This window comes from Desulfoconvexum algidum, assembly GCF_055382125.1.
This window is the reverse complement of sequence record NZ_AP042394.1, coordinates 2,336,951-2,361,015: the sequence shown is the minus strand read 5'-3', so window position 1 is coordinate 2,361,015 and position 24,065 is coordinate 2,336,951. Positions and strand designations below refer to the sequence as shown.

The window sequence follows — 24,065 nt, the reverse complement described above, 5'->3', positions numbered from 1 at the left end:
AATCCTACAATTCAAAGGTTGTCATATGAATAACAAGGCCAAGGTCTATAATTTCCTTTACCACAGCCGGCGGTACAGGGGTGTCTGTCATCAAAAAAATGATATTTCTCTGGCCGTCTTCCTCCCGACCCACCATCATCCGGGAGATGTTGATATTGTGTTTGCCAAGGCAGACGCCAATGGAACCAATGGAACCGGGTTTGTCCACATTGTGGATCAGTCCCAGATGCCCTTCCGGAATAACTTCCAGCCGGAATTTATTGATCCGGACAATTCTGGCGTCATCCTTTCCGAAAATGGTCCCTTCCACAATATTGGTATCTTCATCGGTCACCACCGTCATCCGGATCAGGTGCAAAAAATTACCAGCTTCTATGGAGGTGGATTCCGTGATTTTTATTCCCATTTCATTGGCAAAGGAGATGGCATTGACCGAATTGACTTCATAGCGGGCAAATTCAGACAAAATGCCCCGGATGGCATTGATGGTGACGGGTTTTAAATCCAGGTCTGGAAATTTTCCGATATATTCAATGTCCACCTGCTTGATACCCCCCTTGGTGATCTGGGCCTGGAGCTTGCCCATTTTATCCGCCAGATAGAGAAAGGGGCGCAATTGTTTGAGAATTTCACCGGTAACAGAGGGCACGTTCACGGCATTGATCACGGTATCTTCCAGAAGATAGGCAATAATCTGGTTAGCAGCGGCAACGGCCACATTGCTCTGGGCCTCCTGGGTAGAGGCACCCAGATGGGGCGTGGCAATCACCTCATCAAGTGTCAGCAATGGATTCTCTCCCGGAGGTTCCGTGGAAAAAACATCCAGGGCAGCGCCGGCAACCTTTCCTGCCTTAATGGCATCATAGAGAGCGGCTTCATTGAGAATACCCCCCCGGGCACAATTGATCACCATCACCCCGTCCTTCATTTTCTCAAAGGCTTCGGCATCCAGCAAATCAATGGTGGCGTCTACTTTCGGCACATGGATGGTGATATAGTCGGCACGGGCGTATAACGCATCCAAGGTGACATATTCAAAGCCTGCCTTTTCAATATGGTCAGAAGAGATATTGGGATCATAGACAATCACCTTCATTTTAAGCCCCTTGCCAAGGGTTGCGACAATGGAACCGACATTGCCGAATCCGATCACCCCAAGGGTCTTATTGGAAATTTCACGTCCCTGGAGCATCTTTTTATCCCAGCGGCCCGCCTTTAGGGAGGCTGTTCCCCGGGGAATATTCCGGGTTAAGGCCATCATCATGGCAATGGCATGCTCGGCTGTGGTGACGGTGTTGCCCCCGGGGGTATTCATGACGGCCACCCCTTGCCTGGTGGCTTCGTCAATATCCACATTGTCCAGGCCGATACCCGCCCTTGCAATCACCTTCAGATTAACACCGGCTTCAAGGAGTTCCTTTGTCACTTTTGTAGAACTTCGGACGGCCAGGGCATCATAGTTACCGATGATGGCCAGCAGTTCTTCAGGGGACAATCCCGTGTTAACATCCACCTCAATCTGTTCATTAGCCCTGAAAATATCAATGCCGGCCTCGTCCATTTTGTCGCTGACAAGCACCTTCATGATTTATTTTCCTTTTCAAAGGACTCCATGAATTCAACCAGGGCATACATACTTTCCATGGTGGCGGCATTGTAGATGGAAGCCCGGCAGCCGCCAACCGACCGGTGGCCCTTAAGTCCCCCAAGTCCGTGCTGGGTAGCCCTTTCAACAAAGGTTTTTTCCAGGTCTTCGCTGGGCAGGCGAAAGGTGACATTCATCAGGGATCTTGAATATTTTTCAGCCGTGGTTTGATAAAAATCGCTGGCATCAATAAAGTCATAGAGGACATCGGCCTTTTTAATATTGTGTTCTTCCATTTTTTCAATCCCGCCTATTTCCTCTTCAATCCATTTGAGGACAAGGTCTATGGTGTAAATACCAAAACAGGGAGGGGTATTGTACATGGAATTTTTACTAGAATAGGTTGAGTACTTGAGCATGGTCGGCAAATCCGCCTGGGCAGACTCCACAAGATCCTTGCGGATGATGACCATACAGGTCCCCGACGGCCCCATATTTTTCTGGGCACCGGCATAGATCATCCCAAATTTTTCCATGGGAAGCGGTCTTGAAAAAATATCTGATGACATGTCCGCAATAATGGGAATTTCCTTTGTATCGGGAAATTCATAGAACTGGGTGCCCTTGATGGTATTGTTGGAGGTCAGGTGAACAAATTTGGATCCCGGATTAAAGGTGATGTCCTTTGGAATATAGGAAAAACTCTTGTCCTCGGAAGAGGCCACCACATGGACATTTTTCCCCAGGTTCCGGGCTTCGGCAATGGCCTTTGTGGACCAGGTGCCGGTATTGATATAATCAGCAGACTCATCACGGGCCAACAAATTCATGGGAATCATGGCAAACTGCAGAGACGCCCCTCCCTGGACAAACAAAACATGATAGCGATCGTCCAGCTTTAAGAGTCTTTTTGCCCGCGCAACTGCATTATTTATAACCTCATCAAAATAGGCGGATCTGTGACTGATTTCGGTAATTGACATGCCGGATTTTTTAAAATTCAAGAAAGATGCCTGGATCTCTTCGAGAACAGAAAGCGGCAAGGCAGCAGGACCGGCATTGAAATTGTAAATTCTTTGATCTGTCATTGGTTATTTCCCCTTTTTAATAATTAAAGGTTATAAATTGTGCTCTCTGGTTTTATGAAACTCAATTTTGGGCCATTCTTCCATGGCAAACCCAAGCTGGTACTCGCTTGTGGTTAAAAAGGTAAGACGGCCTTCTGCATCCCTTGCAAGGCTTGACTCATTTCTTCGTGTAAACTCTTTTAAAATTTGTTCATCGCAGCTTGTCACCCACCTGGCAACAGATAGATCAATACTTTCACAGCCGGCATTGACACTGTACTCAGCCTTGAGTCTGGCCATGGTGACGTCAAACTGAAGTACCCCCACAGCGCCTATGACATGCATGTTCCCCATCAAGGGCCGAAATACCTGAATGGTGCCCTCTTCGGCCAATTGAGTCAAGCCCTTGGTCAGGGCCTTGGCCTTCAAGGGATCCTTTAACAGGACCCGCCTGAAATGTTCCGGTGCAAAATTGGGAATTCCCAAAAACTTCAAGGGTTCTTTGGTGGTAAAGGTATCCCCTATTTTAATGGTGCCGTGGTTGTGAATGCCGATAATGTCTCCTGGATAGGCTTCTTCAACATTGCTTCTCTCCTGGGCCAGAAAAATGGTGGCATTGGATATTTTGATATCTTTACCGATTCTATGGTGCCTCACCTTCATGCCCTTGGTAAATTTGCCGGAACAGATCCTGAAAAAAGCGATCCTGTCCCTGTGATCGGGATCCATGTTGGCCTGGATTTTAAAGGTAAAGCCGGAAAAATCTCGTTCTTCCGGATGCACATCCCTTGTGGCAGAAGGCCGCACCCCGGGTGGCGGTGCTATTTTCACAAAGGCGTCCAGCATTTCTCTGACCCCGAAGTTGTTGATGGCAGATCCGAAAAAAACAGGGGTCTGGGTGCCGTTCAGGTAAAGATCCAGATCAAAGGGCTCTGAAGCTCCTGCTATCAGATCCACGTCTTCCCTGAGTGCGTCTGCCTGGGACTGGGAAATCAATTCATCCAACCGAACATCTTCCAGGTCATTTATGCGGATACCGTCATCGTCCCTGGGGCTGTATCCCGGGGAAAATATTCCCAATTCCTTTTTTTCCAGGTTGTATACCCCTTTAAACCGTTTTCCCATGCCAATGGGCCAGGTCAAAGGGACACATTCAATCTGGAGTTTATTTTCAATATCTTCAAAAATATCCAGGGGTTCCATCCCCTCCCGGTCCAATTTGTTGATAAAGGTGATAATGGGAGTATTGCGCATGCGGCAGACTTCCATGAGTTTTTGGGTCTGGGGCTCAACTCCTTTTGCATTGTCAATGATCATGATGGCACAATCCACCGCCGTAAGCACCCGGTAGGTATCTTCGGAAAAGTCCTTATGCCCGGGGGTATCCAGCAGGTTGATTTCATAATTTTTGTAGTTGAACTTCATCACCGAGGAGCTGACCGAGATGCCCCTTTCCTGTTCAATGGACAAAAAATCAGAGGTAGCTGCCCGGGCAATTTTTCTGGATTTTACGGCGCCGGCCTGTTGAATGGCCCCGCCAAAGAGCAGCAGTTTTTCCGTCAATGTGGTCTTGCCTGCATCCGGATGGCTGATGATGGCAAAGGTTCTGCGTTTATTGATTTCTTTTAGCAGGCTTTTATCAAGGGTCTTGTCTATTGTTTCTGATCCCATTTAAATGAAATCCTTGTATTTTAAAATTAAGGGTGGAAATTTAGCAGTATTTGCAAATAGAATCAAATAAAAAATATTAAATAATAACAATATTAAATAAATTCAAGTTGATATATGGAGTTTTATTATTTAGGTTTTCCGCAATATTTATGACAGAAGAAACTGGATTCAAGGGAACATGATTATTTTTCCTTGTTTTTCCCAGTTTTATAGCGTTTTTTGACTTTGAAAAAATCCCAAATAGCCCAGAGAATCAATATACCGCTCAACACCTGATTAAACAGCGCATGGTCTGCCATGTCCGGATCACTTGTCAGCCATCCGTCCCAAAAACACCAGAGACCAAATCCCATTAAAAGAAAGGTAAACACATAGGGGCTCATCTGGGGGGGCTTGGGCAGGGACGCTTTCTTTTCTTCCATGACAGATCCTTATTTGCAGATAGTATTAATCATAAGCTTTATTTCTTACCATATTCGTTTTGATTTTAGAAGGCCTGAAGAAATTTGAAAACCGTATGAAAGCGGAATTTAAAATTATTCTAATCTATTGGGTCCAGTTTAAAGATAGTTTTCTGTTGGATTGAACACAGTCTCGTAAATAAAGATTGATCAAATTTTTAGCATAAGGATTTTTACGGCCTTTCATATTTTCAAAATCATATTCTTTTCTCATCATGGCCTCCTGATATATACTTTTTGTTCTTTCGTGGTTGCTCTCCTTGCAGAAATAAATCGAATGTCTGGTATGATATGAATGTTATTGTTGAAATAATTGCCCTACAATTTTCATTGGCATGAACATTCGTACCCTGTTCTTATGGCAGCACAATACTTCAAAACCGTATTTTGAATAAAAATTCTCAGCAGTTTCATTTAAGCAATCGACAATAATGGCAAAGGCCCTCATGTGAGAATTTATTTCCCATAAGTATTCAAGCGCTTTTATTAGGGTGATTTTCCCCAAACCTTGATCATGATATTCTGAATGAACAGCTAACTGAGCAAGTAAAAATACTGGCACAGGATAACGTGGTAATTTTTTTATAAGTTTTTTTGGCAAAGTTTCTCTGCTAATAGAGCTAGGTGCAATTGAATAAAAAGCACAAATGGGGTATTTGCCGTCAGGAAGTGGAACGGAAGCGGGTAATAGCATTGTTCTGCTTATGCCGGCAGCCATATGCCTTGCAGCCTTAGTTCGAATGAATTCATTTAATTCAGCTTCACCGCAATCAAATGAAGCCCGGTCATGGATAACCTTGTTAAGCTCTATGAATTCTTTAGCCCAACTCATTTTATACCTTGTTCTTTGGCAAAAGCTTTCGCATCCAGCAGCGCTTTATTGGGTTTTTGAGTTTTCTCACAAGCGCTAATGAAAAGATCAAAGATATCATTCTCAACGATGATACTTTCATGTTGAGCAATCACCTGGGTTGCGTTGTCATCAATTAGTTTGACAATATACTCAGTGAGACTTTTTAATCCAAGCAAGGCCGACGCTTTTTCAGCTTTTGCTTTAATTTCTTGATCTAATCTCATATCAAAGCGAGTGGTAGGCATTGTTGTTCTCCTCTTTTCTTTTTGTACGGAGCAGTTCCGTACTTAATCAAGAGTATAGTGTTTACGAAACGCCTTGTCAATAAATACGGAATGATTCCGTACAAATATTTCATTTTAACCAAACATCTAAAACCGTTTAGTTGAGCAGCTACCGCACAACTCAAAAAATGCCATTACCGGGCATCAACCATGGGCTTCAACAACTTGTGTCAAGGTATCTGCCACCCATTTATTAAGACTTTTCCCTGCGTGGGCTGCGGCTGCAGCAACCTGACCGTGAAGCGCTGAGTCAACCCGAACTACAAAATTCCCTGAAAATGGTTTATTCGGTTCGCGCCCGGCCTTTTTGCAGCTTTCAAGGTAAAATTCAACAGCTTCATGAAAGGCGTTCTTTACTTCAGACACAGATTCACCGTGGAACCCCACAGTATCCTGTATGCCAATAATGTTACCGAATAAAATATTATCATCTGGATCAAATTCAATTTTGGCGGTATAGCCTTTGTAATTAAGTGTATTCATGGTTTAACTCCTGCTTTGTCTAAAAAATCTTTGGCGTTTCTCACCTGGTACTGTTTTGCCTCTTTGCCCGGATGCGGCCGGTGAAAATCGGCTTTTTCATCGTTTAGAATGAAAGAAACTCTTGAGCCGCTTCCTTCAATTATGTCCGCACCTAAAGCTATAAAAAGAGATTCAATTTTACGCCATTCCAAGACTCCTGGAATCGGTTTTGAAAAGATGACGGACAATGTTCTTTTGTGTTTACTGTTCACGGATAATTGATACTACTTATTGATATCATAGTCAAGGGTAATATAAATATCTATCCCCAAACTTTTTTGAAAAGTTAATTTTGTACAGCCATCATTACACCTAACTTTTCTACGGGTATTTAATTGAACTGACGAAATGAGAGTTTGCTGGACCGAGAACACCATTGATCATCTTACCAACATCTTATTCCAATTCTTGCCTGAACTGTTGTGTCATCAACCGTTCGTACAGGGAGGGGGCAAGCCTGGAGACAAGGTAACCTATTTTCCCCATGAGGGTAAAAACCATCATGGATTTTTCTTTCTGGGCACCCAGAAGAATTTTTCCGGCGACAAATTCAGGGGTCTGCTGTTGGCCCACCCGGGTCTGTTCCCGGGTGGCAATCTCACCGTCACAGCCAAGGGCTCTTGCCTGTAAATTGGTTTTTATAAATCCGGGGCAAATAATCATCACATGGACGCCCTTGTGCTTCATTTCACATCTCAAGGAGGTGAACAACCCGTGGAGGGCATGTTTGCTGGCACAATAACCACATCTTCCCAAAAGCGGTGCAACCCCTGCCACAGACTCATTGACAATGATCATCCCTCGTTGCGCAATCAGGCTGGGAAGAGTTGCCTTTGTCATATACAAGGACCCGTAAAAATTAACGGCCATAACCCGTTCAATGGCCGCAACCTTTGTTCTTTCAAACAATCCCCTTTGGGTAATACCGGCATTGTTAAACAACAAATCAATGGCACCATAGTGGCTGATTACCTTTTCAACGGCATTTTCACAGGCCAAGGCGTCTGTCACATCACAAACCAAGGTCAGAATCTCAACCCCCAACTCTTTAAACTCCGTTTTTCGGAGATCCAGCATGGGCTCATCCATGTCGAGCATGGCAATTTTTGCGCCAATCTTGGCAAATTCCCGGCAGGTGGCAAGCCCGATTCCAGAAGCACCACCTGTCACCAGGACCACTTTGTTTTCAAAGGATCTTTTAGTCATGGACCACCTCTGTTTCAGGTGGGCGGGAAAGATTTTGTTTACGCACTGTCACAGGGTTTCGGATGAATTTTTCTCCTGGGTTATTATCCATAGGCACTTCCGGGTGTTCGACAAATACGCTCAGGCCCTTCCAATGAGTCTTAAGACTTTGAGATCCTTGGTGTATCCCCTGGAACAGTTCATCGCTGGCTTTTAGATGGTTTTATTGCTGGAGAACAAATCCACTGTATGATCAAAAAAGTTGCCCACACGTATACGTGGGGAGGGGGGAAAGTTGACTTTATACTAAAAAATAGTATATTAAGAACCATGAACTGGACAGTAGATATAACAAAAAAGGTTTCTAAAGCGATACCTAAATTACCGAAGTCAGTGCGACGATCTTTATTCGTATTACTTAGAGAAATTGAACTGTCCGGCCCTGCTCGTGGTAATTGGAGAAACTATGGCAAGCTTAGCAATAACCTTTATCACTGCCATATTAAAAATAGGTAATCCAACTTATGTCGTTGTATGGGAAATAAGCGACAAAAAAATTAAAATAGTGGAGGTGACTTATGTTGGAACACACGAAAAATCCCCATACTAAGGTCAGCCTTCTTTTTGAAGGTCCGGCAGAGAAAAGAGAGGAGGCTATCGCAGCCTTAGAAAAACTGGGTTTTAGAACGTCGAAAAACGATTCGATCCCCTGGCGGGAAGCTTTCGTAGAATTTGAAGGAAACGAAGCCGGAACCAGCTTGGCAGGTGGTCGTCACAAGGAGGGAATGACGCAAGTCGAGCTTTCTAAATTAACCGGGATACCTCAAAGGCATATTTCAGAAATGGAAAGAGGCAACCGTCCTATTGGGAAAAAGAATGCCAAATTATTTGCAGCCGTATTAAAGGTCGATTACAGAACCTTTCTTTAATTAACCATTCAACCTGGTCATGTCTCAACCGGGTTGAATATGGTACTTTGGTGTTTTCTGCCGGGTGCCTGCCTGCCCCTTCTCTTTTTCCGCCTTTGGTCATTTGCGGGCGTGGTATGACAGAAATCGCCCGAGCCAGCGGTATTAAGGGTCGATCTTGATACGGAGCGAGAAACGGGTGGCGGTAGAAAACCGACTAAAAAAAATCCCAGAAGTAATAGATATTTGCGTAAGCAAGACTACTGTTGAAAAGTACAATTTATTTCTTTATAGTTTAGTAATGGTATCTACATGAAATGATGGTAATAAAATCATCATCAACAGCATAAACCAATCGATTAGTGTCATCAATTCTTCGTGACCAAAAACCAGATAGATTTTCTCTCAAAGGTTCAGGCTTTCCTATGCCCTCAAATGGTTGCCTCATTGTATCATTAATGAGCCTGTTGATTCGTTTGAGTGTCTTCTTGTCTTGTGCCTTCCAATATATGTAATCCTTCCATGCTTCATCAGTCCAAGCTAATTTCCTACTCATCTATTAGCTCTCTTTCTTGGACTTTTTCATTTTTAAATTGTTCAATTGATTTTGTTAAATGGGCAGCATTGGCAGGTGACCTGAGAAGATAAAATGTTTCCATAAGACTATTAAAGGTTTCTAATGACATAACAACAGCATTTTCAGAGTCACGACGGGTAATTACTGTGTAATCAGCATCATCAATAACTTGATCCAATACTGACTTTAGATTGTTTCTTGCTTCGCTGAAATTTATAATTCTCATAATATTTTCCTGATTTGTCTAATTTATTGTACTTGTTCATTATTTTGTACAAGTATAATAGATAGTTTTATACCTGTCCAGTATTTTGTACAAGTAAGAGGGATTTTTTTCCCGGCACAATCATGTACTTTAATTTATGAATGAGAAAAAGAAAAAAGAAAAAGTGTCGTCATTGCAGATGTTTATTTGTACCCAATCGTCGGAATCGGAAAAAACAAAATTATTGTCATAAAGGTCCTTGCCAATAATTAAGTAAGGTGTCCCCACAATACAATAGGTCCCCACAATAGGATTATTCCAATTCTTCCCGGAACTGTTGTGTCATCAGCCGTTCATACAGGGAGGGTGCCAATCTGGAAATAAGATAACCAATTTTCCCTATCATGGTAAAGACCATCATGGACTTTTCTTTTTGGGCACCCAGATGAATTTTTTGAGCCACAAATTCAGGCGTCTGCTGTTTGCCCACCCGGGTCTGTTCACGGGTGGCAATCTCACCGTCACAGCCAAGGGCTCTTGCCTGTAAGTTGGTTTTTATAAATCCGGGACAAATAATCATCACATGGACGCCCTTGTGCTTCATTTCACATCTCAAGGAGGTAAACAACCCGTGGAGGGCATGTTTACTGGCACAATAACCGCATCTCCCCAGAAGCGGTGCAACCCCTGCCACAGACTCATTGACAATGATCATCCCTCGTTGCGCAATCAGGCTGGGAAGCGCTGCCTTGGTCATATACAAGGACCCGTAAAAATTAACGGCCATAACCCGTTCAATGGCCGCAACCTTTGTTCGTTCAAACAATCCCCTCTGGGTAATACCGGCATTGTTAAACAACAAATCAATGGCACCATAATGGCTGATTACCTTTTCAACGGCATTTTCACAGGCCAAAACGTCTGTCACATCACAAACCAGGGTCAGGATCTCAACCCCCAACTCTTTAAACTCTGTTTTTCGGAGATCCAGCATGGGCTCATCCATGTCGAGCATGGCAATTTTTGCGCCAATCTTGGCAAATTCCCGGCAGGTGGCAAGTCCAATTCCAGAAGCACCACCTGTCACCAGGACTACTTTATTTTCAAAGGATCTTTTAATCATGGACCACCTCTGTTTTAGGTAATTTCTTTCGGGTAAAAATAAAGGCCGTCACAAGCCCTGCAATAATATGCCAGATTCCCCACCAGGCAACCAAAATAGCCATTCCCCCAAGACCATCGAAAAAATTAAACACCAGCACCAACCCCAGGGCGGAATTTTGGATTCCCACCTCAACACAGACCGCCCGGCAATCCCTTTCCGGAAGCCCGACAATTCTGGCGGACCAATAGCCGATATTCAATGCCAGGGCATTGTGGATCAGAACGGCAAAGACCACAAGCCCGATATAGGTAAGAAAATTTTGCCAATTGGCAGCCAGGGCACCACAAATAATGATAATAAAAAAAACCAGGGAAAATATCTTAAAGGGTTTTTTAACCTTGTCTGCAAGCCCAGGGAAATAATGGCCCAGACTCATTCCCACAATCAAGGGAATCCCAAGGATCAGAAAAACCGTGACAAACACATCGGCAGGGTTGAGACTGACCTGTTTCATAATAGCAGCAGTGGCAGGATTCATACTCCCCCAAAAAGAAATATTCAAGGGGGTCATCACAATGGCGGCAACTGTTGAAATAGCCGTCATGCTGATGGAAACAGCCGTGTTTCCCTGGGACAGATAGGTGACAATGTTGGATAGATTCCCCCCGGGACAGGCAGCCACCAGCATCATACCAAGGGCGATGGAGGGATAGGGTTTGATAACGAGGACTAGAAGAAAGGTAAAGGCCGGCAGCAGCAAAAATTGGGCAACAAGCCCTATGGCAGGCGCCTTAGGGCTTCTTATTATTCGCTTAAAATCTTCTATTCTCAATTCCAGGGCAACACCCAGCATCATGAGTCCAATGGCCGCATTAATGATGGCAATACCAGTCGGGTTGAAATTCAATCGCACCTGATCAAGTGTAACAGGATCCATACGCGTGTCCCCCTCATCTTTGGAAAATATTTAAGAAAATTTTAGTCTATGCTTTGTATGCTCCTACATTGGCCAATGCCATACTGGCGGGGCTTACGGTGGTCGGATCCGTCATCACATTGATGCAGCAGACTTTGCCCGAGGCAAAGGCATCTTCAAGGGCCGGCCTGATATCCTTGGGATCTTCCACAAAATACCCTTTCCCCCCGATGGCCTCGACCATTTTATGATAGTCAACCTTACCAATAAAGGTACCCCCCTCTATGGCATGGCCGATTCTGATTTCCTGGCTGTGCCGGATCATCCCCCACCCCAGATCATTGGAAATCACCACGACGATGGGCCGATTCTTTCTAATGGCTGTTTCAAACTCCATGAAATTAAACCCCACGGACCCGTCTCCGGTCATGAGGATCACCCGGCTGTCCGGGTACAACAATTTGGCGGCATTGGTATAGGGCAGCCCAACCGCAAGGGACCCGAAAATTCCGTAATCCAGATAGGTGCCGGGAACTTTTAAGGTCCGTGTCATGCCAAGCCAGGTGGTGGTATCCCCGCCGTCTGCCACCACAACGTCATCTTCTCTGTCCATGAATTCATTAATTTCCCTTGCAAGACGCATGGGGTGAATGGGAATATTATCCGAAACCCAGTCATTTTGGGCAAAGGATTTTCCCTGCTCATGGGCCGTGTTCAGTGTGTCTATCCAGGGAGAAAATTTCTCTGTCAACACTGAGCTTGCATTATCCTTTTCAATCAAGGCATTGCAGTGGGTTAAAAACCCTTTTATATCACTGGCAATGGCCAGATCAACACTCCTGTTCCTGCCGATCTCTTCGGGCACAATGTCCACCTGGACAATTTTTGCGGCCGGGTTAAAGACATCCCCAAACATATAATAAAGGGATATTCTAGTCCCTAAAATAATGACAAGATCGGTTTCGATATAGGCTGCAAATCCGCCGCCGGGACGGATGGCAAGTGCACCTTCAAAGCATAGGGGATGGGTATCCGATAAAACACCCCGGCCGGAAAGTGAGGTAAAAAGTGGAATTCCCGTGGCTTCAATAAAAGTTTTAAGCTCTGCTTCTGCATGGGACTGCCAGGCACCGGTTCCGGCAATCACCAAAGGTTTCTCAGCCGCCTGAATCATCTCCATCAAATCCTTGGCCTTGGCAGGATCTGACGGATGGGAGGAGACACAGGTATTGGTGCGGCGCACAGCCGCTTTATCCACCGGGGCATTAAGCACATCGATGGGAAATTCCAGATAAACGGGCCCAGGTCTTCCGCTTTCTGCAATTCTAAAGGCCATGTCCACATATTCGATGACCCGTTCCGCCTTCATACAGACAAGGGCTTTTTTGACCATGGGTTTGATGACCGCCTCCTGGGGCATGTCCTGGAGATCTAATTTTTCCTTATTGTCCAGTCCCACGCACCCTGCGATCAACACCAAGGGCGTATTGGAAAAATGAGCGCTGGCAACCCCGGTCAATGCATTGGTAAATCCAGGACCTGCTGTCACCATTGCCACCCCTGCCCTTCTGGTCATTTTTCCCCAGGCTTCGGCCATAAAAACCGCAGACTGCTCATGGCGGGTATCATAAATTTTTACATCTGATCCCTCAAGGTGTTGGTAAATAGGGGTAATATGCCCGCCGCTCAATGAAAATATATGTTTTATTTTTTTGTCAATTAATGCCTGTGCTACCAGTTCTGCACCTGTAATTGTTTCCATGTTTACTCCTTTTGGGCCATGGCAAACCCGATACCGGATTTCTTACCAGCTCCTGTTATCAATGCAGTTTTGTTTTTTAATTCCTGCACATTGTCCCCCTCTTGCCTAAATGGATTAAATTTACATGTATTATGGCACTATTATACTTTGAATCAGCTTATTCACACTGTACTGGAAAACAAGCAGGTGATTTTCGTTTTGAAGGGTGGTATGTTCCAATTTTTTAAAATGAATCAACCCGTGAATCATCCCCCAGAACAGAATTGAAAATTTCCTGGGATCTTCTTCAAGAAAAAAACCATCTTCAACCCCTTTCAGTATAATCGTCTCAATCACCATCAAAATTTTATTGCCCGACATATCGATCATTTTTTTTTGTTCTTCCTGGAAAAAAATCCGGGGAGATGACAAAAAATAATTGATGATATTAAAATACTCCTGTTGATTCTGACTGAAGTTATAGTAGGCAGCTGCAACCTCTTTAAGTTTTTCCCTGGGATTCAGCTGTTTCCCCTGGATCTGCTGGATAGCCGAGAATAGAAATCCCAGTCCCTCTTCCTGGAGGGCGATGAAAATTTCTTCTTTATTTTTATAATAAAAATAGATGGTGCCAACCCCCAGCTGGGCTTCCTTGGAAATTTTACTGATGGAAATATTCTCAAGCCCCTGGGAGATTAATAATTTTCGTGCCGCATCCAGAATCTGATTGCGTCTCATCTGCTTTTCAAGCGCTCGTCTTTCTTTTACACCCATGGTTTTCCTCTTCCAGTTTCCAAGCAATTTAAATAAAATAGAGAGTTGATCATTTATCGAACGTCGTTCTATAAATGATATATCTTCACAATAACTATAATGTCAATTGAATTCTTAAAAAATTCCCGCTCTTTTGAGGGGATTGAGCTGGAAAACCCGATTCCGCCGCTGACAAAAGAAAAATTCGTCAGGTTTAAATATAATACCAATAACTTTACGGAAGCTGGTTTTGAAACGCTGAAAACCTTTGCAGAAATTTTGGCAAGGATTTCATTGATTTCACGATGTCTTGGAATGGGTTGGTATTAATCATCCAGATTTTAATAATATAAGAATTGGTAAACCACTGCCGTTACAGTTCGATACGAAATTCAAAAAATAATTTTTTATTTTTTGAAAGGAGGCCCCCGGAATAATTTTACCTGTCGGTCAACAAAATTGTTCCAGGGCTGGTGACGTTAAGACCAATCCCGATTTTTTTATATTTAGTAATGATATCTACATGAAATGATGGTAATAAAATCATCATCAATAACTTGATCCAATACTGACTTTAGATTGTTTCTTGCTTCGCTGAAATTTATAATTCTCATAATATCTTCCTGATTTATCTAATTTATTATACTTGTTCAATATTTTGTACAAGTATAATAGATATACTTATACCTGTCCAGTCTTTTGTACAAGTAAGAGGGATTTTTTCCCCGGCACAATCATGTACTTTAATTATTGATCCTATCTGGAGACATGTTGTGAATGAGAAAAATAAAAAAAAGTGTCGTCATTGCAGATGTTTATTTGTACCGGATCGTCGGAATCGGAAAAAACAAAATTATTGTCATAAAGGTCCTTGTCAATAATTAAGTAAGGTGTCCCCATAATAAACCACAATACTTAAATTCTTGAAAATTAGTATTTTCTGATATATGGTCAGGCATCGTCTCTTTGATTGACCATATGAAGCTTGGTGAGTTTATGAAGTTTTTTCCATTAAAAATTGCCGTTGTATGCCTCATACTAACCCCGCTTCTATATATTGTTACCATAAGCGTTTCCCAAAAATACCTGGACAGATATTATCTGCAAGCAGTTCAAAATATAATGGTGGGAGATTCCAGGCCCTTGTTAAACGGAACGATTCAACTGGAAGAGCAAATCGCCAAAAATATTGAGGCCTATCAGAAACGTGACTTCCTGATACACTATACCGGCCTTGAAATCACCATCCAGGTTACCACCGCACAGGGGAAAATCATCTACCCCCTCTATCGCAATACAGATTCTTTGACCAATAACATACACCAGGACTATAATTCACAAATCATTGCCAATAAAAATTTTGAACTGCTGAACAATGACCTGACAGTGACAACGCACATTAATCTGAATCACGGATCAAAAATAGCCAACATTATTCTGTTTTTGTATTCGGTCCTCTCTTTAACAATTTTTTTCATCTTCTATAAAATCGGCAGTTCCAAAGCTGCCCGGGATCGTCAGTCCAAACATGACCTCATCCAGAATCTCAAGGAAAAGGACCAGTTTCATCAACAAATTCTCGAAGGGTTAACGGAAGAACGGCAAGGATTGTTTGAAAATATTAAGGTACTCAATACAAAATACCAGACAGATAAAGAAAAAACAAAAATCAACGAAGAAGAGATGTTTGAGGAAATACTATCCCTTGAAGAACAGCTTAACACATTTATCGAACTGAAAAAAAGCAGGGAAAACGAAATTGATGAACTTAAATCCACCCTTCAAAAATATGAGAGAAGGAAAGGATCGAAAATAAGGCGAAATGAATTTGATTTTCTGGCAAAGCTGTTTTCAGTGCTGTATAAAAATATTGAAATCAACAGAAAAGCCCTGACCGGATTACTCGGTCTGAACGAAGACCAGCAGATCAAGGCGGAAGAAATGATCCACCAATTGGACCAGAACCCTGAAAATGTCATTATTAAACGCAAGGTTTTTTCAGGTAAAAAGCATAAAACAACTTGTCTTGAAGTATTATTCGCATATAATGGACGTCTTTATTTTAGAAAATTAGAAAACAGGATTGAAGTGGTTGTCATCGGCACTAAAAACACCCAACTAAAAGATATGGAGTTTCTTCACAGCTTATAGGCTAAATTCATGTATACCTCTTTTTACAATCTGCATTCAAAACCCTTCCAGATTAGTTCCGATCCCGCATTTATGTGGTTTGGCGAGAAACACAAGGAGGCCTTGGCCACCCTGAAATACGGCATCCTGGATAATAAAGGGTTTCTTCTCTTAACCGGAGACGTGGGAACCGGAAAAACCTCTTTGATCAATTCATTAATTGAAAGTTTGAGTGAGGACATAATCTTTGCTTCGGTTCCGGACCCAAGCCTTGAGAAAATGGATTTTCTCAATTTTATTGCCCTGTCATTCGGCATGGACAGGGAGTTTACCGCCAAAGGAACTTTTCTGGTCCATTTTAAACGTTTTTTAATGGACGCCCATGCGAACAAAAAAAAAGTATTGCTCATCATCGATGAATCCCAACTCTTAACCCAGGAAATGCTGGAAGAGATCCGGCTTTTATCCAATATCGAGAAAACCAATGCAAAGCTGATAAATATTTTTTTTGTCGGGCAAAATGAGTTCAATGAATTCCTTAATCAACAGCAGAACAGGGCGGTAAGGCAGCGATTGACATTAAATTACAACATTGACCCCCTGACCCCGGACGAAACTTCTGAATATATAAAACACCGGCTAAAGGTGGCAGGAACCACCCAAACCATTTTTGATAGCGCTGCTGTACAGGAAATATTCATGTACTCAGGCGGATTTCCCCGCCGGATCAATATTATCTGTGATCACTCCCTTTTGTCAGGCTATGTAAAAGAAAAAAAAGAAATTGATCGTCATATTGTCAGAGAATGTGCAAAGGAATTGAAAATCCCTGCCCACGTCAGAAACCGGGATATAAACGGTTTCACCCCAGAATATTCCAGGCCGGTTCCGGTGATAAAACCCCGGGCAGATATACCGATTCCCAAAGAACCGGCAAATTTACAAAAAAAAGGCAGATCCTCCATGGTCTGGGGAATAGCCTTTGTATTAATTGTTATCGGTTCATGGTATTTTATTTTTCCTGATCATTTTAAACATTCGCTATCAGCGACAAATGGCCGCCTCATTGTTTTAAAAAATCAAATGATGCCGCTGATACCCGATTCCTTAAAAATCTATTTTGAGCCCTCATCAAAACAAAACCAGGCAATAAAAAAGCCCACGCCCATTGAAAAAGAGAATAGGGACGAAACCGTTAATTTCCAAAAACAGGAAATCAAAAAAATTATTTCAAAACCAGTCCCCACTGAAATAATAGAACCCGCTAAAACAGCGAAATCAGCTGAAACGTTATCGGTACAACCCATCCAGGTGGTTGGAAATGACCCAATTAAGTTTGAAATAGACAAAATAATTCCACCCCTGCCAAAAGAAAAAGTAATCGTCAGGTTCAAATATAATACCAATGATTTTACCGAATCTGGTTTTGACAGTCTGGAAACCTTTGCAGATATTCTGGCAATGAGTCCTGAAGCAAAGGTATTGATTACCGGCTATACAGATTCCGAGGGGTATAAGAAATATAATCAAAAATTATCTGAATTCAGGGCAAATATTGTGAAGAGCTTTCTTCTTGGCAAAGGTGCAATGACGGATCAGATGGAAATCAAAGGATTGGGCAGCGAAAATCCCATCGAAAGTAATAATACAGCCTGGGGCAGAATGATGAACCGGCGGGTTGAGATTGAAGTGCTGAATCCCAGTCTTTAAATTTTTTTTATTATAGGTTTTAATTGACAAATATCAATCTCCCGTAATATGAGTAAACGCATTGAATGGTATTCTCAAAAAAATAACGATCTGCCCACTATTTTAAATATATCCGGAGGCAATTCATGAAAATTCGTATAAGACTCATTTCAGTTACCTTAGCCCTGTTAATTTTTGCCATGGGGTGTGCAAGTGACCAGGAAAAAAAGATAGGTCACTTTAACAAAGGAAACGAATATTTTGAGGCAAAGGAGTATAAGAAAGCTGAAATAGAATTTAAAAATGCCATCCAGATAGACAACCGGTATGTGGACGCCCTGATGAAACTTGGGGACACCTCAATGATGCTCGGCCAGGGAAGGCAGGCATTCAGTGCCTATTCAAAAGTGGAAGAGATCGCTCCTGACAATATCCCGGCCCTGGTTAACCTCTCAAAATTTTATTTCCTAAACAAAAAGATAGATGAAGCAAAATCCCGGATAGAAAAAATTCTGGAACAGGATAAAAACAATATCGAGGCCTTGTATTTACAGGCCAATATCCTATCCGTTCAAAAAGAGCTGGACGCATCGGTAAAGGTCTATGAAAAAATCCTCGGTATTCAAGGAGATCATATCCCCTCCCTCCAGGGACTGGCCAGACTCAAAAGTTTTCAGAAAAAATTTGACCAGGCAGAGTCTCTCCTGCAAAAAGCTGCGGCTGCAGCTCCAAATGCAGTCCAGCCAAGACAGATGCTGTTCAGCTTTTACATCAGCCAGAAAGATCTCTTAAAAGCCGAAGAACAGCTGAAACTGATTGCCCTGGAAAATCCCGACACTGCCGACCACCAGATGGTTTTGGGAAATTTTTATTTAAAGGTGCAGAAAAAAAACCAGGCAGAAACAGCTTACAAAAAAGCCGTTGACCTCTCCCCGGATACGGTCATGCCCTATCTGACCCTTGCAAAATTTTACGCTGCCACCGGCCAGGATGAAAAAGCCCTGACCCTGTACGAAGAAGCCATCACCATTGATCCCGAAGACATCACCCCCAAACTGGCCCTGGCACGATTCCAGTATCAAAAGAAAAATATGGAACCCGCAGAAAAACGAGTGGCTGAAATCCTGGAGCAAAGACCCAATTTCACCCCTGCACGCATGCTTCACTGCGAGATCCTTGTTTTTAAAAAAGAATTTAAAGAAGCCAACCGGATCCTGGAAGAACTTGAAAAGGAAGAACCCGATTCCTTTGGAGTTCATTATTTTAAAGGGCTGAGCTATATGGGGCTTGGCAATATCAACAAGGCAGCCGCCTCGGTATCAAAGGCCGTTAAACTCAAACCCGATGACATCAGGGCCCGGATACTCCTTGCAGAGGTCTATTTTCGCCAGCGCTCCTTTGACCTTGCCGTGAAAGCCACCTCTGACGTATTGAAAAAGAACGACTCAATTTACCAGGCCCGGATGATCCGGGCCAATTCCCAATTGAACATGAAAAAGTTTAAGGAAGCCGAGCAGGACTACAAAAAACTGATGGAACAAAATCCTGAAAACCCTTCGGCATACTACCGCCTGGCCACTTTATATTCCATCCAGAAACAATATGACAAATCGGAAGTCTTGCTTGCAAAAGCCCATGACATCGACAATAACCTCATCGACGTCTTCAGTTTAAGAGTAAGAAACCATGGCCTCCAAAAAAACTTTAAAAAGGCCCATGCTCTCTGCGAGCAGCAGCTGATCATCGCCAAAGACAATAAAAGAGTCATGGCATTTGTTTACAATATCCAGGCCTCGATTTACATGGCACAAAAAGATCTCGACAATGCCAGCGCCTCCTATGAAAAAGCCATTGAAATCGATCCTGATTATCTGAAATCCTATGGTTCCCTTGCACAGATTTTAATCTCTCAAAAAGACCTGAAACGAGCAAAACACCAATACACGGAGATCCTGAATAAAAATCCGGACATAGCCGCCCCCCACATGATGCTGGGAACCATATACGAGATGGAGGAAGACTTTAGCAAGGCGGAAACCCATTACAGGCGAGCCCTGGAGATAAACCCTGATTTTGCCCCTGCGGCAAACAATCTGGCCTATCTGCTGGCTGACCGCACGGAAAACTACGACGATGCCCTGAAATATGCAAAGATTGCCAAGGAAAAGTTTCCCAATGACCCTTCTGTAATGGATACCCTTGGGCTGGCATACTATAAAAAAGAACTCTACGGCAATGCCGTGGGTGAATTTATTGACAGTTTAAAAAAACTTCCGGACAACCCAATCGTCCATTACCACCTGGGCCTTGCCTACCACAAAAAAGGGGATATCCTTTTAGCCAAGAAAGAACTTGAAAAATCCCTGGCATTGAGCCAGGAATTTCCCGGGGCCAAAGACGCAAATGAGATTCTTAAATCCCTTTGATCTCAAGTTCTAAAATCAGACGGGAAAGATAGGTTCTCTGAATATTAAGAATTTTTGCCGCCTTTGTCCTATTGCCCTGGACTGATTCTAGGGTGTGGATGATAAAATTTTTTTTAAATTTTTTGATGGCCGGTTTTAATTGTTGTTTATCAAAAGAAACCTGTTCTTTTTGGGCAACGATAAAGGGCAGGTCTTCGGGTGATATCAAAGGACCTTCGCACATAATCACGGCCCGTTCAACCGCATTTTTAAGCTCCCGTATGTTGCCCGGCCAGGAATGGGTTCTGATGACTTCCAGGGTTCGGGCAGAAAATTCAAGGTCCAACCGCGCCTGCTTCTTTTTAAAGTAGTCAAGAAAATAATGGGCCAGCAACAGGATATCTGATTTACGCTCCCTTAAGGGCGGATTTTTTATCTGGACCACATTCAATCGATAATACAGATCTTCTCTGAATCTTTTTTTTTGAACCTCTTGTTCAATATCCCTGTTGGTCGCTGAAATCACCCTTACGTCTACACAAATAGGTTTGCTGCCCCCCACCCGGTAATAAATCCCCTCCTGGAGCACCCTCAACAGCCTTGTCTGCATGTTCAGACTCATTTCCCCTATTTCGTCCAGAAAAATAGTACCCTTGTCTGCCAGTTCAAACTTTCCCATCTTCAAGACCGAGGCACCGGTGAAAGCACCTTTTTCATGGCCAAACAGTTCATCTTCCAGCAGGGATTCTGTGAGGGCACCGCAATTTAAAATCACGAGGGGAAACTCCTTTCTGGCACTTTCCAGGTGTATCAGCCGGGCCATCAGCTCTTTTCCGGTACCGCTTTCCCCCAGGACCATCACACTGGCCTTTGTATTGGCCACTTTAAGACCGTCTGCAATAGCCTTTTTAACTTCCCGGCTGTTACCAATGATCTGATTTTGCTCTGCCACCTGTTCCGTCAGTTCAATATTTTTACGATTGACGATTTCCACCTGACGGCAATTGTAAATAGCCTTGGCACAAACATTGGCAAACACATTCAAGGTATCCAGATCGTCCCCATCGAAAAACCGGCCGTCCCTCCGGTCCACAATCTGAAGAACCCCAATGATGTCTGGACCAATCTTCAAAGGAGAGCAGGCAATGGAGGTTGTTTTAAAATCAATGTTTTTGCTTATGAGGCTGTTCCACCTTGGATCTTTGGAAACATCTTCCACAAGCAAAGGAATGCCTGTCTCGGCCACATAACCGGCAATCCCCTGCCCCAGTTTGACCTGGAATTTTTTAATTTCTTTTTTCCTGGAACCGGTGGTGATTTCAAACCGGAGGGTCTGCCCGTCTTCATCCAGAAGCATAAGGGAGCTTGCCTTTGCCTGCATCATTCTGGCCGCCGTATTCACAATCAGCCGGGGCAGCTGCTCCTGCTCCTGGACACACGAGACCCATGCAGAGATATCGTTTAAATATTGTATGGGTGATTTTACATTTGAGTGCATAGATCATATTACCCCAAAAACCCACTAAAAATCAATGGGAAGAAAACCGAATCCAAGAATTATCGTCTTGTACACTTTGTTTTTAAAATGATTGCAGCCGTTGGTAAAAATTTTTCACAACTATGAAAATAAAGTAACACTATGATGAAAAAAAGTACCAACACGACGGAATCCTCCTCCCTCCCAAAAAAAATCATTGTTTTAAAACCCGCTGTACTAAAGAGGGGAGAGGTATTCCTATAAAAAATTTTACTTTGGTACAAACATTGCTGTTATAAAGTCCACATTAAACCATAAAGAAAAAGCCAAACCGGCTGGAGGCCGGGGAGGAAAGCCTAAGGGTCTCAAAAAGAGATAGCCAGGTTGCCTTTATAAAATGAGGAGAAAAGTATTATGATGTTTTTAAAAAAGTTAGCATTTGTGGTAATTGCTATGACTCTAACGCTGGGCGTAGCTCAAGCAACGACACTCACAGGCACTTTCAATATCGATGTGTATTATGGCCAAGGTGGTGGCAATAGTGGAGCAGCCGGGGTTCAGGCAAACTTGGCTAACCCATTGCTCACTACTACCGCACTTTATAGTGGAGGATACACTGGAGATATCGATTTTGCTGACGGTGGCATTAACGAGATTCTGTTTTTTTTAGAATCAGCGGGTGGCACTCTATTGGCAGATACAACCGGGATCGCCGGACACCTCATGTCTTCCGGTAGCTTTACTGATACCACGGTTCTGGATATCACTTGGAGTGGTCCAGCCTCGTTCGGAGAAATTACACATGACGATGGTGTGAGTCTGTATTTAAACGGGTCGACGACGCTCGTCAATTCTGCTGCCCCGACCTCAGTTGACACATCAAGCTTTTATACAGCTGTTGGTGGTGATTATCAGTTAATCTACGTCGCATGCAACGGTCTTCCTGAGGTACTGAAGGTTGACAGTAATCCTGTTCCCGAGCCTGCCACAATGATGCTCCTTGGTCTCGGCCTTCTTGGTCTTGCAGGAGTCTCCAGAAAAAAAAGCTAACAATAACAGCTTATAATTCAAAAACGAGCAGGGTCAGCGTTAAGTTGATCCTGTTTTTTTTATTTAGCAGTGTCCAAAAGTTTCAACCACAAACTTCTGCAGGGGTATGACACGTGTTGCCGATTCAATCCCCCCATGCCCGACCTTTCGGCTCTATTCTCAGGTTAATTATCTCATTCATGTGGTTGATTAGCCCCAATCAATTTGCATCTGTTGGCCCTGACCTAAACCCAAACCGGATAAAGGCTTTTTTCATGGGTCATTCCCCTGGCGTTTTTGTTTTTCCAGCAGCTCAATTATTTTCTGATTCTGATCGATTAGAATGTCAAACTTTTCAATTATTTCATCCACCTTATCGTCCAGGGAAAGATTTTGTTCATTCATCTGATCCAGCAATCTTACTGTATACTCGCTGCCAAGGGCAATCTGTTCAAAGAGATAGTCGGAATTTACAGAACTGTTTTTAGAGGGATATAAAGAATTATATTTTTCCGAGAAGGTATCTGAAATACTGGATGCATGGGCAGCATGCGTATAAAAGCCAGTGGCTACAAAACCGGGTACAGTAAAAATCGAGGTACAACAGATGATACCCGCAACTAGTATTTTCTTTTTCATGAAGTCGTCTCCTTTACCGGGTCATGGACAAATTTCCATTGTTTGTATTTTTTTTTCTTTTCAAAAGATTTGAAACGTTCGGGGAACCCGCCTTGTTTTAAAGGTTTATCGGAACTTGTGCTGTAAACCCCTTTTATTCTGCCCTTGCCGTCATATATGATTCCCCAACGACCATCCGATGTCATGGGATCTGTATAGTGTTTTCTTAAATGCCGCTTTAAATTGGGGAACCGATTGTCTTTTAACAGGACCTTAAAACTTTGGGGATAGCTCTTAGATCCGCCGGGAGAATTCTGGTAAAAAGATTCAATGGCCGCTAAAATTTGTTCTCCCCGGTAAAGAAGTTCTATCTCATGCTCCCGCTGCATAATGGTGCTCCATTGTTTTTGGGCGACCATCAGGGAAACTGAAGTCACACAAATGAGTACCAGGGCAAAAATATAGGTAAACCCTCGCTCACCATTCCCCTTGTCACCATTCATTGTAGGGACCGCTGTATAAACTGATTTTATCACTCCCGCTGTGGACATCATAAATCCCTGTGACCTCTTCTCCTTCCGGGGCAATGAGGATCCAGGTATCAACAGACCCTGTAATGGGGTCCATGGGAACTTCCCTGATATATCTTTTTTCAACCAGGATTTCCAATGATTCCGGATATTCACCAAAATCCCCATAATATTGATCAATCACATCCCTTAGGACAAACAGGGAGTTTCGCAGGGAGGCTTCCCTGGACCGGACAATGGACCTTTGAAAACTGGGAACGGCGATGGACGCCAGAATTCCCATGATGGCAATAACGGTGAGCATTTCAATGAGGGTATAGCCTTTGTTATTGTTCATGTTATTATTGTCCATGG

At 43.1% G+C, this 24,065-nt stretch carries 27 protein-coding genes and 1 riboswitch; of the genes, 6 read left to right on the top strand and 21 right to left on the bottom strand.

What is annotated here, in order from left to right; translation table 11 throughout:
• Positions 1-4: 4 nt before the first annotated feature.
• The 11 genes from serA to ACZ45G_RS10755 all read right to left on the bottom strand — a co-directional run bounded on the left by serA (position 5) and on the right by ACZ45G_RS10755 (position 7,815).
• The gene (serA, locus tag ACZ45G_RS10805) at positions 5-1,585 is read right to left on the bottom strand and encodes a phosphoglycerate dehydrogenase (RefSeq protein WP_464177913.1); all 1,581 of its coding nucleotides are present in this window, start codon (positions 1,583-1,585) and stop codon (positions 5-7) included.
• Entirely contained in the window at positions 1,582-2,673 is a 1,092-nt protein-coding gene (gene serC / locus ACZ45G_RS10800) for a 3-phosphoserine/phosphohydroxythreonine transaminase (protein ID WP_464177911.1), read from the bottom strand. Before serC ends, serA begins: the two co-directional genes overlap by 4 nt.
• Before the next feature lie 30 nt (positions 2,674-2,703).
• The gene (locus tag ACZ45G_RS10795; protein ID WP_464177909.1) at positions 2,704-4,323 is read right to left on the bottom strand and encodes a peptide chain release factor 3; all 1,620 of its coding nucleotides are present in this window, start codon (positions 4,321-4,323) and stop codon (positions 2,704-2,706) included.
• A gap of 182 nt (positions 4,324-4,505) precedes the next feature.
• The gene (locus ACZ45G_RS10790) at positions 4,506-4,745 is read right to left on the bottom strand and encodes a hypothetical protein (protein WP_464177907.1); all 240 of its coding nucleotides are present in this window, start codon (positions 4,743-4,745) and stop codon (positions 4,506-4,508) included.
• Positions 4,746-4,869: 124 nt separating this feature from the next.
• Positions 4,870-5,001 carry a hypothetical protein gene (locus tag ACZ45G_RS10785; protein ID WP_464177904.1) on the bottom strand — a complete coding sequence of 44 codons (132 nt, stop codon included), beginning with the start codon at positions 4,999-5,001 and terminating at the stop codon, positions 4,870-4,872.
• A gap of 81 nt (positions 5,002-5,082) precedes the next feature.
• Entirely contained in the window at positions 5,083-5,616 is a 534-nt protein-coding gene (locus ACZ45G_RS10780; protein ID WP_464177902.1) for a GNAT family N-acetyltransferase, read from the bottom strand.
• A complete protein-coding gene (locus ACZ45G_RS10775; protein WP_464177900.1) occupies positions 5,613-5,882 on the bottom strand; it encodes a type II toxin-antitoxin system TacA family antitoxin in 270 nt (89 codons plus the stop codon). Before ACZ45G_RS10775 ends, ACZ45G_RS10780 begins: the two co-directional genes overlap by 4 nt.
• A gap of 183 nt (positions 5,883-6,065) precedes the next feature.
• A complete protein-coding gene (locus ACZ45G_RS10770) occupies positions 6,066-6,404 on the bottom strand; it encodes a type II toxin-antitoxin system HicB family antitoxin (RefSeq protein WP_464177898.1) in 339 nt (112 codons plus the stop codon).
• Positions 6,401-6,595 (bottom strand): type II toxin-antitoxin system HicA family toxin, encoded by a 195-nt coding sequence (locus ACZ45G_RS10765; protein WP_464177896.1) that lies wholly within the window; start codon positions 6,593-6,595, stop codon positions 6,401-6,403. The genes ACZ45G_RS10770 and ACZ45G_RS10765 overlap by 4 nt, the downstream gene beginning before the upstream one ends.
• A 244-nt stretch (positions 6,596-6,839) precedes the next feature.
• The gene (locus tag ACZ45G_RS10760; protein WP_464177894.1) at positions 6,840-7,649 is read right to left on the bottom strand and encodes an SDR family oxidoreductase; all 810 of its coding nucleotides are present in this window, start codon (positions 7,647-7,649) and stop codon (positions 6,840-6,842) included.
• The gene (locus tag ACZ45G_RS10755) at positions 7,642-7,815 is read right to left on the bottom strand and encodes an IS66 family transposase (RefSeq protein ID WP_464179923.1); all 174 of its coding nucleotides are present in this window, start codon (positions 7,813-7,815) and stop codon (positions 7,642-7,644) included. The genes ACZ45G_RS10760 and ACZ45G_RS10755 overlap by 8 nt, the downstream gene beginning before the upstream one ends.
• A 279-nt stretch (positions 7,816-8,094) precedes the next feature.
• Here ACZ45G_RS10755 and ACZ45G_RS10750 point away from each other — a divergent pair, with 279 nt between their 5' ends.
• Positions 8,095-8,238 (top strand): hypothetical protein, encoded by a 144-nt coding sequence (locus ACZ45G_RS10750; RefSeq protein WP_464177892.1) that lies wholly within the window; start codon positions 8,095-8,097, stop codon positions 8,236-8,238.
• Complete coding sequence (locus ACZ45G_RS10745) at positions 8,207-8,557, top strand: helix-turn-helix domain-containing protein (RefSeq protein WP_464177889.1); 351 nt, start codon at positions 8,207-8,209, stop codon at positions 8,555-8,557. Before ACZ45G_RS10750 ends, ACZ45G_RS10745 begins: the two co-directional genes overlap by 32 nt.
• Before the next feature lie 274 nt (positions 8,558-8,831).
• Here the strand turns inward: ACZ45G_RS10745 and ACZ45G_RS10740 are convergent, their stop codons facing one another.
• From ACZ45G_RS10740 to ACZ45G_RS10715, 6 genes are all read right to left on the bottom strand, one after another.
• Entirely contained in the window at positions 8,832-9,092 is a 261-nt protein-coding gene (locus tag ACZ45G_RS10740; RefSeq protein WP_464177887.1) for a Txe/YoeB family addiction module toxin, read from the bottom strand.
• Positions 9,085-9,339: a type II toxin-antitoxin system Phd/YefM family antitoxin gene (locus ACZ45G_RS10735; RefSeq protein WP_464177885.1), complete on the bottom strand. Its 255-nt coding sequence runs from the start codon at positions 9,337-9,339 to the stop codon at positions 9,085-9,087. Before ACZ45G_RS10735 ends, ACZ45G_RS10740 begins: the two co-directional genes overlap by 8 nt.
• A gap of 292 nt (positions 9,340-9,631) precedes the next feature.
• A complete protein-coding gene (locus ACZ45G_RS10730; protein ID WP_464177883.1) occupies positions 9,632-10,441 on the bottom strand; it encodes an SDR family oxidoreductase in 810 nt (269 codons plus the stop codon).
• Positions 10,434-11,360, bottom strand: a complete 927-nt coding sequence (locus ACZ45G_RS10725) for a bile acid:sodium symporter family protein (protein ID WP_464177881.1) — start codon at positions 11,358-11,360, stop codon at positions 10,434-10,436. The genes ACZ45G_RS10730 and ACZ45G_RS10725 overlap by 8 nt, the downstream gene beginning before the upstream one ends.
• A 46-nt stretch (positions 11,361-11,406) precedes the next feature.
• Positions 11,407-13,101, bottom strand: coding sequence for a thiamine pyrophosphate-binding protein (locus ACZ45G_RS10720; protein ID WP_464177879.1), 1,695 nt, complete (start codon positions 13,099-13,101; stop codon positions 11,407-11,409).
• Positions 13,102-13,230: 129 nt separating this feature from the next.
• Positions 13,231-13,854 (bottom strand): TetR/AcrR family transcriptional regulator, encoded by a 624-nt coding sequence (locus ACZ45G_RS10715; RefSeq protein ID WP_464177877.1) that lies wholly within the window; start codon positions 13,852-13,854, stop codon positions 13,231-13,233.
• 975 nt (positions 13,855-14,829) lie between these two features.
• Between ACZ45G_RS10715 and ACZ45G_RS10710 the strand changes: the two genes are divergently transcribed.
• The 3 genes from ACZ45G_RS10710 to ACZ45G_RS10700 all read left to right on the top strand — a co-directional run bounded on the left by ACZ45G_RS10710 (position 14,830) and on the right by ACZ45G_RS10700 (position 20,078).
• On the top strand, positions 14,830-15,984 hold the full coding sequence (locus ACZ45G_RS10710) for a hypothetical protein (RefSeq protein ID WP_464177875.1): 1,155 nt from the start codon (positions 14,830-14,832) through the stop codon (positions 15,982-15,984).
• Positions 15,985-15,993: 9 nt separating this feature from the next.
• Positions 15,994-17,673: an AAA family ATPase gene (locus ACZ45G_RS10705; protein ID WP_464177873.1), complete on the top strand. Its 1,680-nt coding sequence runs from the start codon at positions 15,994-15,996 to the stop codon at positions 17,671-17,673.
• Positions 17,674-17,798: 125 nt separating this feature from the next.
• Positions 17,799-20,078 (top strand): tetratricopeptide repeat protein, encoded by a 2,280-nt coding sequence (locus ACZ45G_RS10700; RefSeq protein WP_464177871.1) that lies wholly within the window; start codon positions 17,799-17,801, stop codon positions 20,076-20,078.
• Here ACZ45G_RS10700 and ACZ45G_RS10695 read toward each other — a convergent pair.
• Positions 20,065-21,555 (bottom strand): sigma-54 interaction domain-containing protein, encoded by a 1,491-nt coding sequence (locus ACZ45G_RS10695; protein ID WP_464177869.1) that lies wholly within the window; start codon positions 21,553-21,555, stop codon positions 20,065-20,067. The two genes, ACZ45G_RS10700 and ACZ45G_RS10695, sit on opposite strands and share 14 nt — an antisense overlap.
• Positions 21,556-21,849: 294 nt before the next feature.
• Positions 21,850-21,926: riboswitch (cyclic di-GMP riboswitch) on the top strand.
• 22 nt (positions 21,927-21,948) lie between these two features.
• Here ACZ45G_RS10695 and ACZ45G_RS10690 point away from each other — a divergent pair.
• Complete coding sequence (locus ACZ45G_RS10690; RefSeq protein WP_464177867.1) at positions 21,949-22,584, top strand: PEP-CTERM sorting domain-containing protein; 636 nt, start codon at positions 21,949-21,951, stop codon at positions 22,582-22,584.
• Between the two features lie 252 nt (positions 22,585-22,836).
• Here ACZ45G_RS10690 and ACZ45G_RS10685 read toward each other — a convergent pair whose 3' ends face one another.
• Genes ACZ45G_RS10685 through ACZ45G_RS10675 form a run of 3 tightly spaced genes read right to left on the bottom strand, consistent with a single transcriptional unit; the run spans position 22,837 to position 24,063 of the window.
• Positions 22,837-23,202: a hypothetical protein gene (locus ACZ45G_RS10685; RefSeq protein ID WP_464177865.1), complete on the bottom strand. Its 366-nt coding sequence runs from the start codon at positions 23,200-23,202 to the stop codon at positions 22,837-22,839.
• Positions 23,199-23,684 (bottom strand): type II secretion system protein, encoded by a 486-nt coding sequence (locus ACZ45G_RS10680; RefSeq protein ID WP_464177862.1) that lies wholly within the window; start codon positions 23,682-23,684, stop codon positions 23,199-23,201. Before ACZ45G_RS10680 ends, ACZ45G_RS10685 begins: the two co-directional genes overlap by 4 nt.
• The gene (locus ACZ45G_RS10675; protein ID WP_464177860.1) at positions 23,674-24,063 is read right to left on the bottom strand and encodes a type IV pilin protein; all 390 of its coding nucleotides are present in this window, start codon (positions 24,061-24,063) and stop codon (positions 23,674-23,676) included. The genes ACZ45G_RS10680 and ACZ45G_RS10675 overlap by 11 nt, the downstream gene beginning before the upstream one ends.
• Positions 24,064-24,065: the final 2 nt, after the last annotated feature.

Bases quoted from the DNA above. Each gene is read 5' to 3' on its own strand.
- serA (WP_464177913.1), bottom strand. From the start codon at position 1,585: ATGAAGGTGCTTGTCAGCGACAAAATGGACGAGGCCGGCATTGATATT.
- serC (WP_464177911.1), bottom strand. From the start codon at position 2,673: ATGACAGATCAAAGAATTTACAATTTCAATGCCGGTCCTGCTGCCTTG.
- ACZ45G_RS10795 (WP_464177909.1), bottom strand. From the start codon at position 4,323: ATGGGATCAGAAACAATAGACAAGACCCTTGATAAAAGCCTGCTAAAA.
- ACZ45G_RS10790 (WP_464177907.1), bottom strand. From the start codon at position 4,745: ATGGAAGAAAAGAAAGCGTCCCTGCCCAAGCCCCCCCAGATGAGCCCC.
- ACZ45G_RS10785 (WP_464177904.1), bottom strand. From the start codon at position 5,001: ATGATGAGAAAAGAATATGATTTTGAAAATATGAAAGGCCGTAAAAAT.
- ACZ45G_RS10780 (WP_464177902.1), bottom strand. From the start codon at position 5,616: ATGAGTTGGGCTAAAGAATTCATAGAGCTTAACAAGGTTATCCATGAC.
- ACZ45G_RS10775 (WP_464177900.1), bottom strand. From the start codon at position 5,882: ATGCCTACCACTCGCTTTGATATGAGATTAGATCAAGAAATTAAAGCA.
- ACZ45G_RS10770 (WP_464177898.1), bottom strand. From the start codon at position 6,404: ATGAATACACTTAATTACAAAGGCTATACCGCCAAAATTGAATTTGAT.
- ACZ45G_RS10760 (WP_464177894.1), bottom strand. From the start codon at position 7,649: ATGACTAAAAGATCCTTTGAAAACAAAGTGGTCCTGGTGACAGGTGGT.
- ACZ45G_RS10750 (WP_464177892.1), top strand. From the start codon at position 8,095: ATGGCAAGCTTAGCAATAACCTTTATCACTGCCATATTAAAAATAGGT.
- ACZ45G_RS10745 (WP_464177889.1), top strand. From the start codon at position 8,207: ATGTTGGAACACACGAAAAATCCCCATACTAAGGTCAGCCTTCTTTTT.
- ACZ45G_RS10740 (WP_464177887.1), bottom strand. From the start codon at position 9,092: ATGAGTAGGAAATTAGCTTGGACTGATGAAGCATGGAAGGATTACATA.
- ACZ45G_RS10735 (WP_464177885.1), bottom strand. From the start codon at position 9,339: ATGAGAATTATAAATTTCAGCGAAGCAAGAAACAATCTAAAGTCAGTA.
- ACZ45G_RS10730 (WP_464177883.1), bottom strand. From the start codon at position 10,441: ATGATTAAAAGATCCTTTGAAAATAAAGTAGTCCTGGTGACAGGTGGT.
- ACZ45G_RS10725 (WP_464177881.1), bottom strand. From the start codon at position 11,360: ATGGATCCTGTTACACTTGATCAGGTGCGATTGAATTTCAACCCGACT.
- ACZ45G_RS10720 (WP_464177879.1), bottom strand. From the start codon at position 13,101: ATGGAAACAATTACAGGTGCAGAACTGGTAGCACAGGCATTAATTGAC.
- ACZ45G_RS10715 (WP_464177877.1), bottom strand. From the start codon at position 13,854: ATGGGTGTAAAAGAAAGACGAGCGCTTGAAAAGCAGATGAGACGCAAT.
- ACZ45G_RS10710 (WP_464177875.1), top strand. From the start codon at position 14,830: ATGAAGTTTTTTCCATTAAAAATTGCCGTTGTATGCCTCATACTAACC.
- ACZ45G_RS10705 (WP_464177873.1), top strand. From the start codon at position 15,994: ATGTATACCTCTTTTTACAATCTGCATTCAAAACCCTTCCAGATTAGT.
- ACZ45G_RS10700 (WP_464177871.1), top strand. From the start codon at position 17,799: ATGAAAATTCGTATAAGACTCATTTCAGTTACCTTAGCCCTGTTAATT.
- ACZ45G_RS10695 (WP_464177869.1), bottom strand. From the start codon at position 21,555: ATGCACTCAAATGTAAAATCACCCATACAATATTTAAACGATATCTCT.
- ACZ45G_RS10690 (WP_464177867.1), top strand. From the start codon at position 21,949: ATGATGTTTTTAAAAAAGTTAGCATTTGTGGTAATTGCTATGACTCTA.
- ACZ45G_RS10685 (WP_464177865.1), bottom strand. From the start codon at position 23,202: ATGAAAAAGAAAATACTAGTTGCGGGTATCATCTGTTGTACCTCGATT.
- ACZ45G_RS10680 (WP_464177862.1), bottom strand. From the start codon at position 23,684: ATGAATGGTGACAAGGGGAATGGTGAGCGAGGGTTTACCTATATTTTT.
- ACZ45G_RS10675 (WP_464177860.1), bottom strand. From the start codon at position 24,063: ATGGACAATAATAACATGAACAATAACAAAGGCTATACCCTCATTGAA.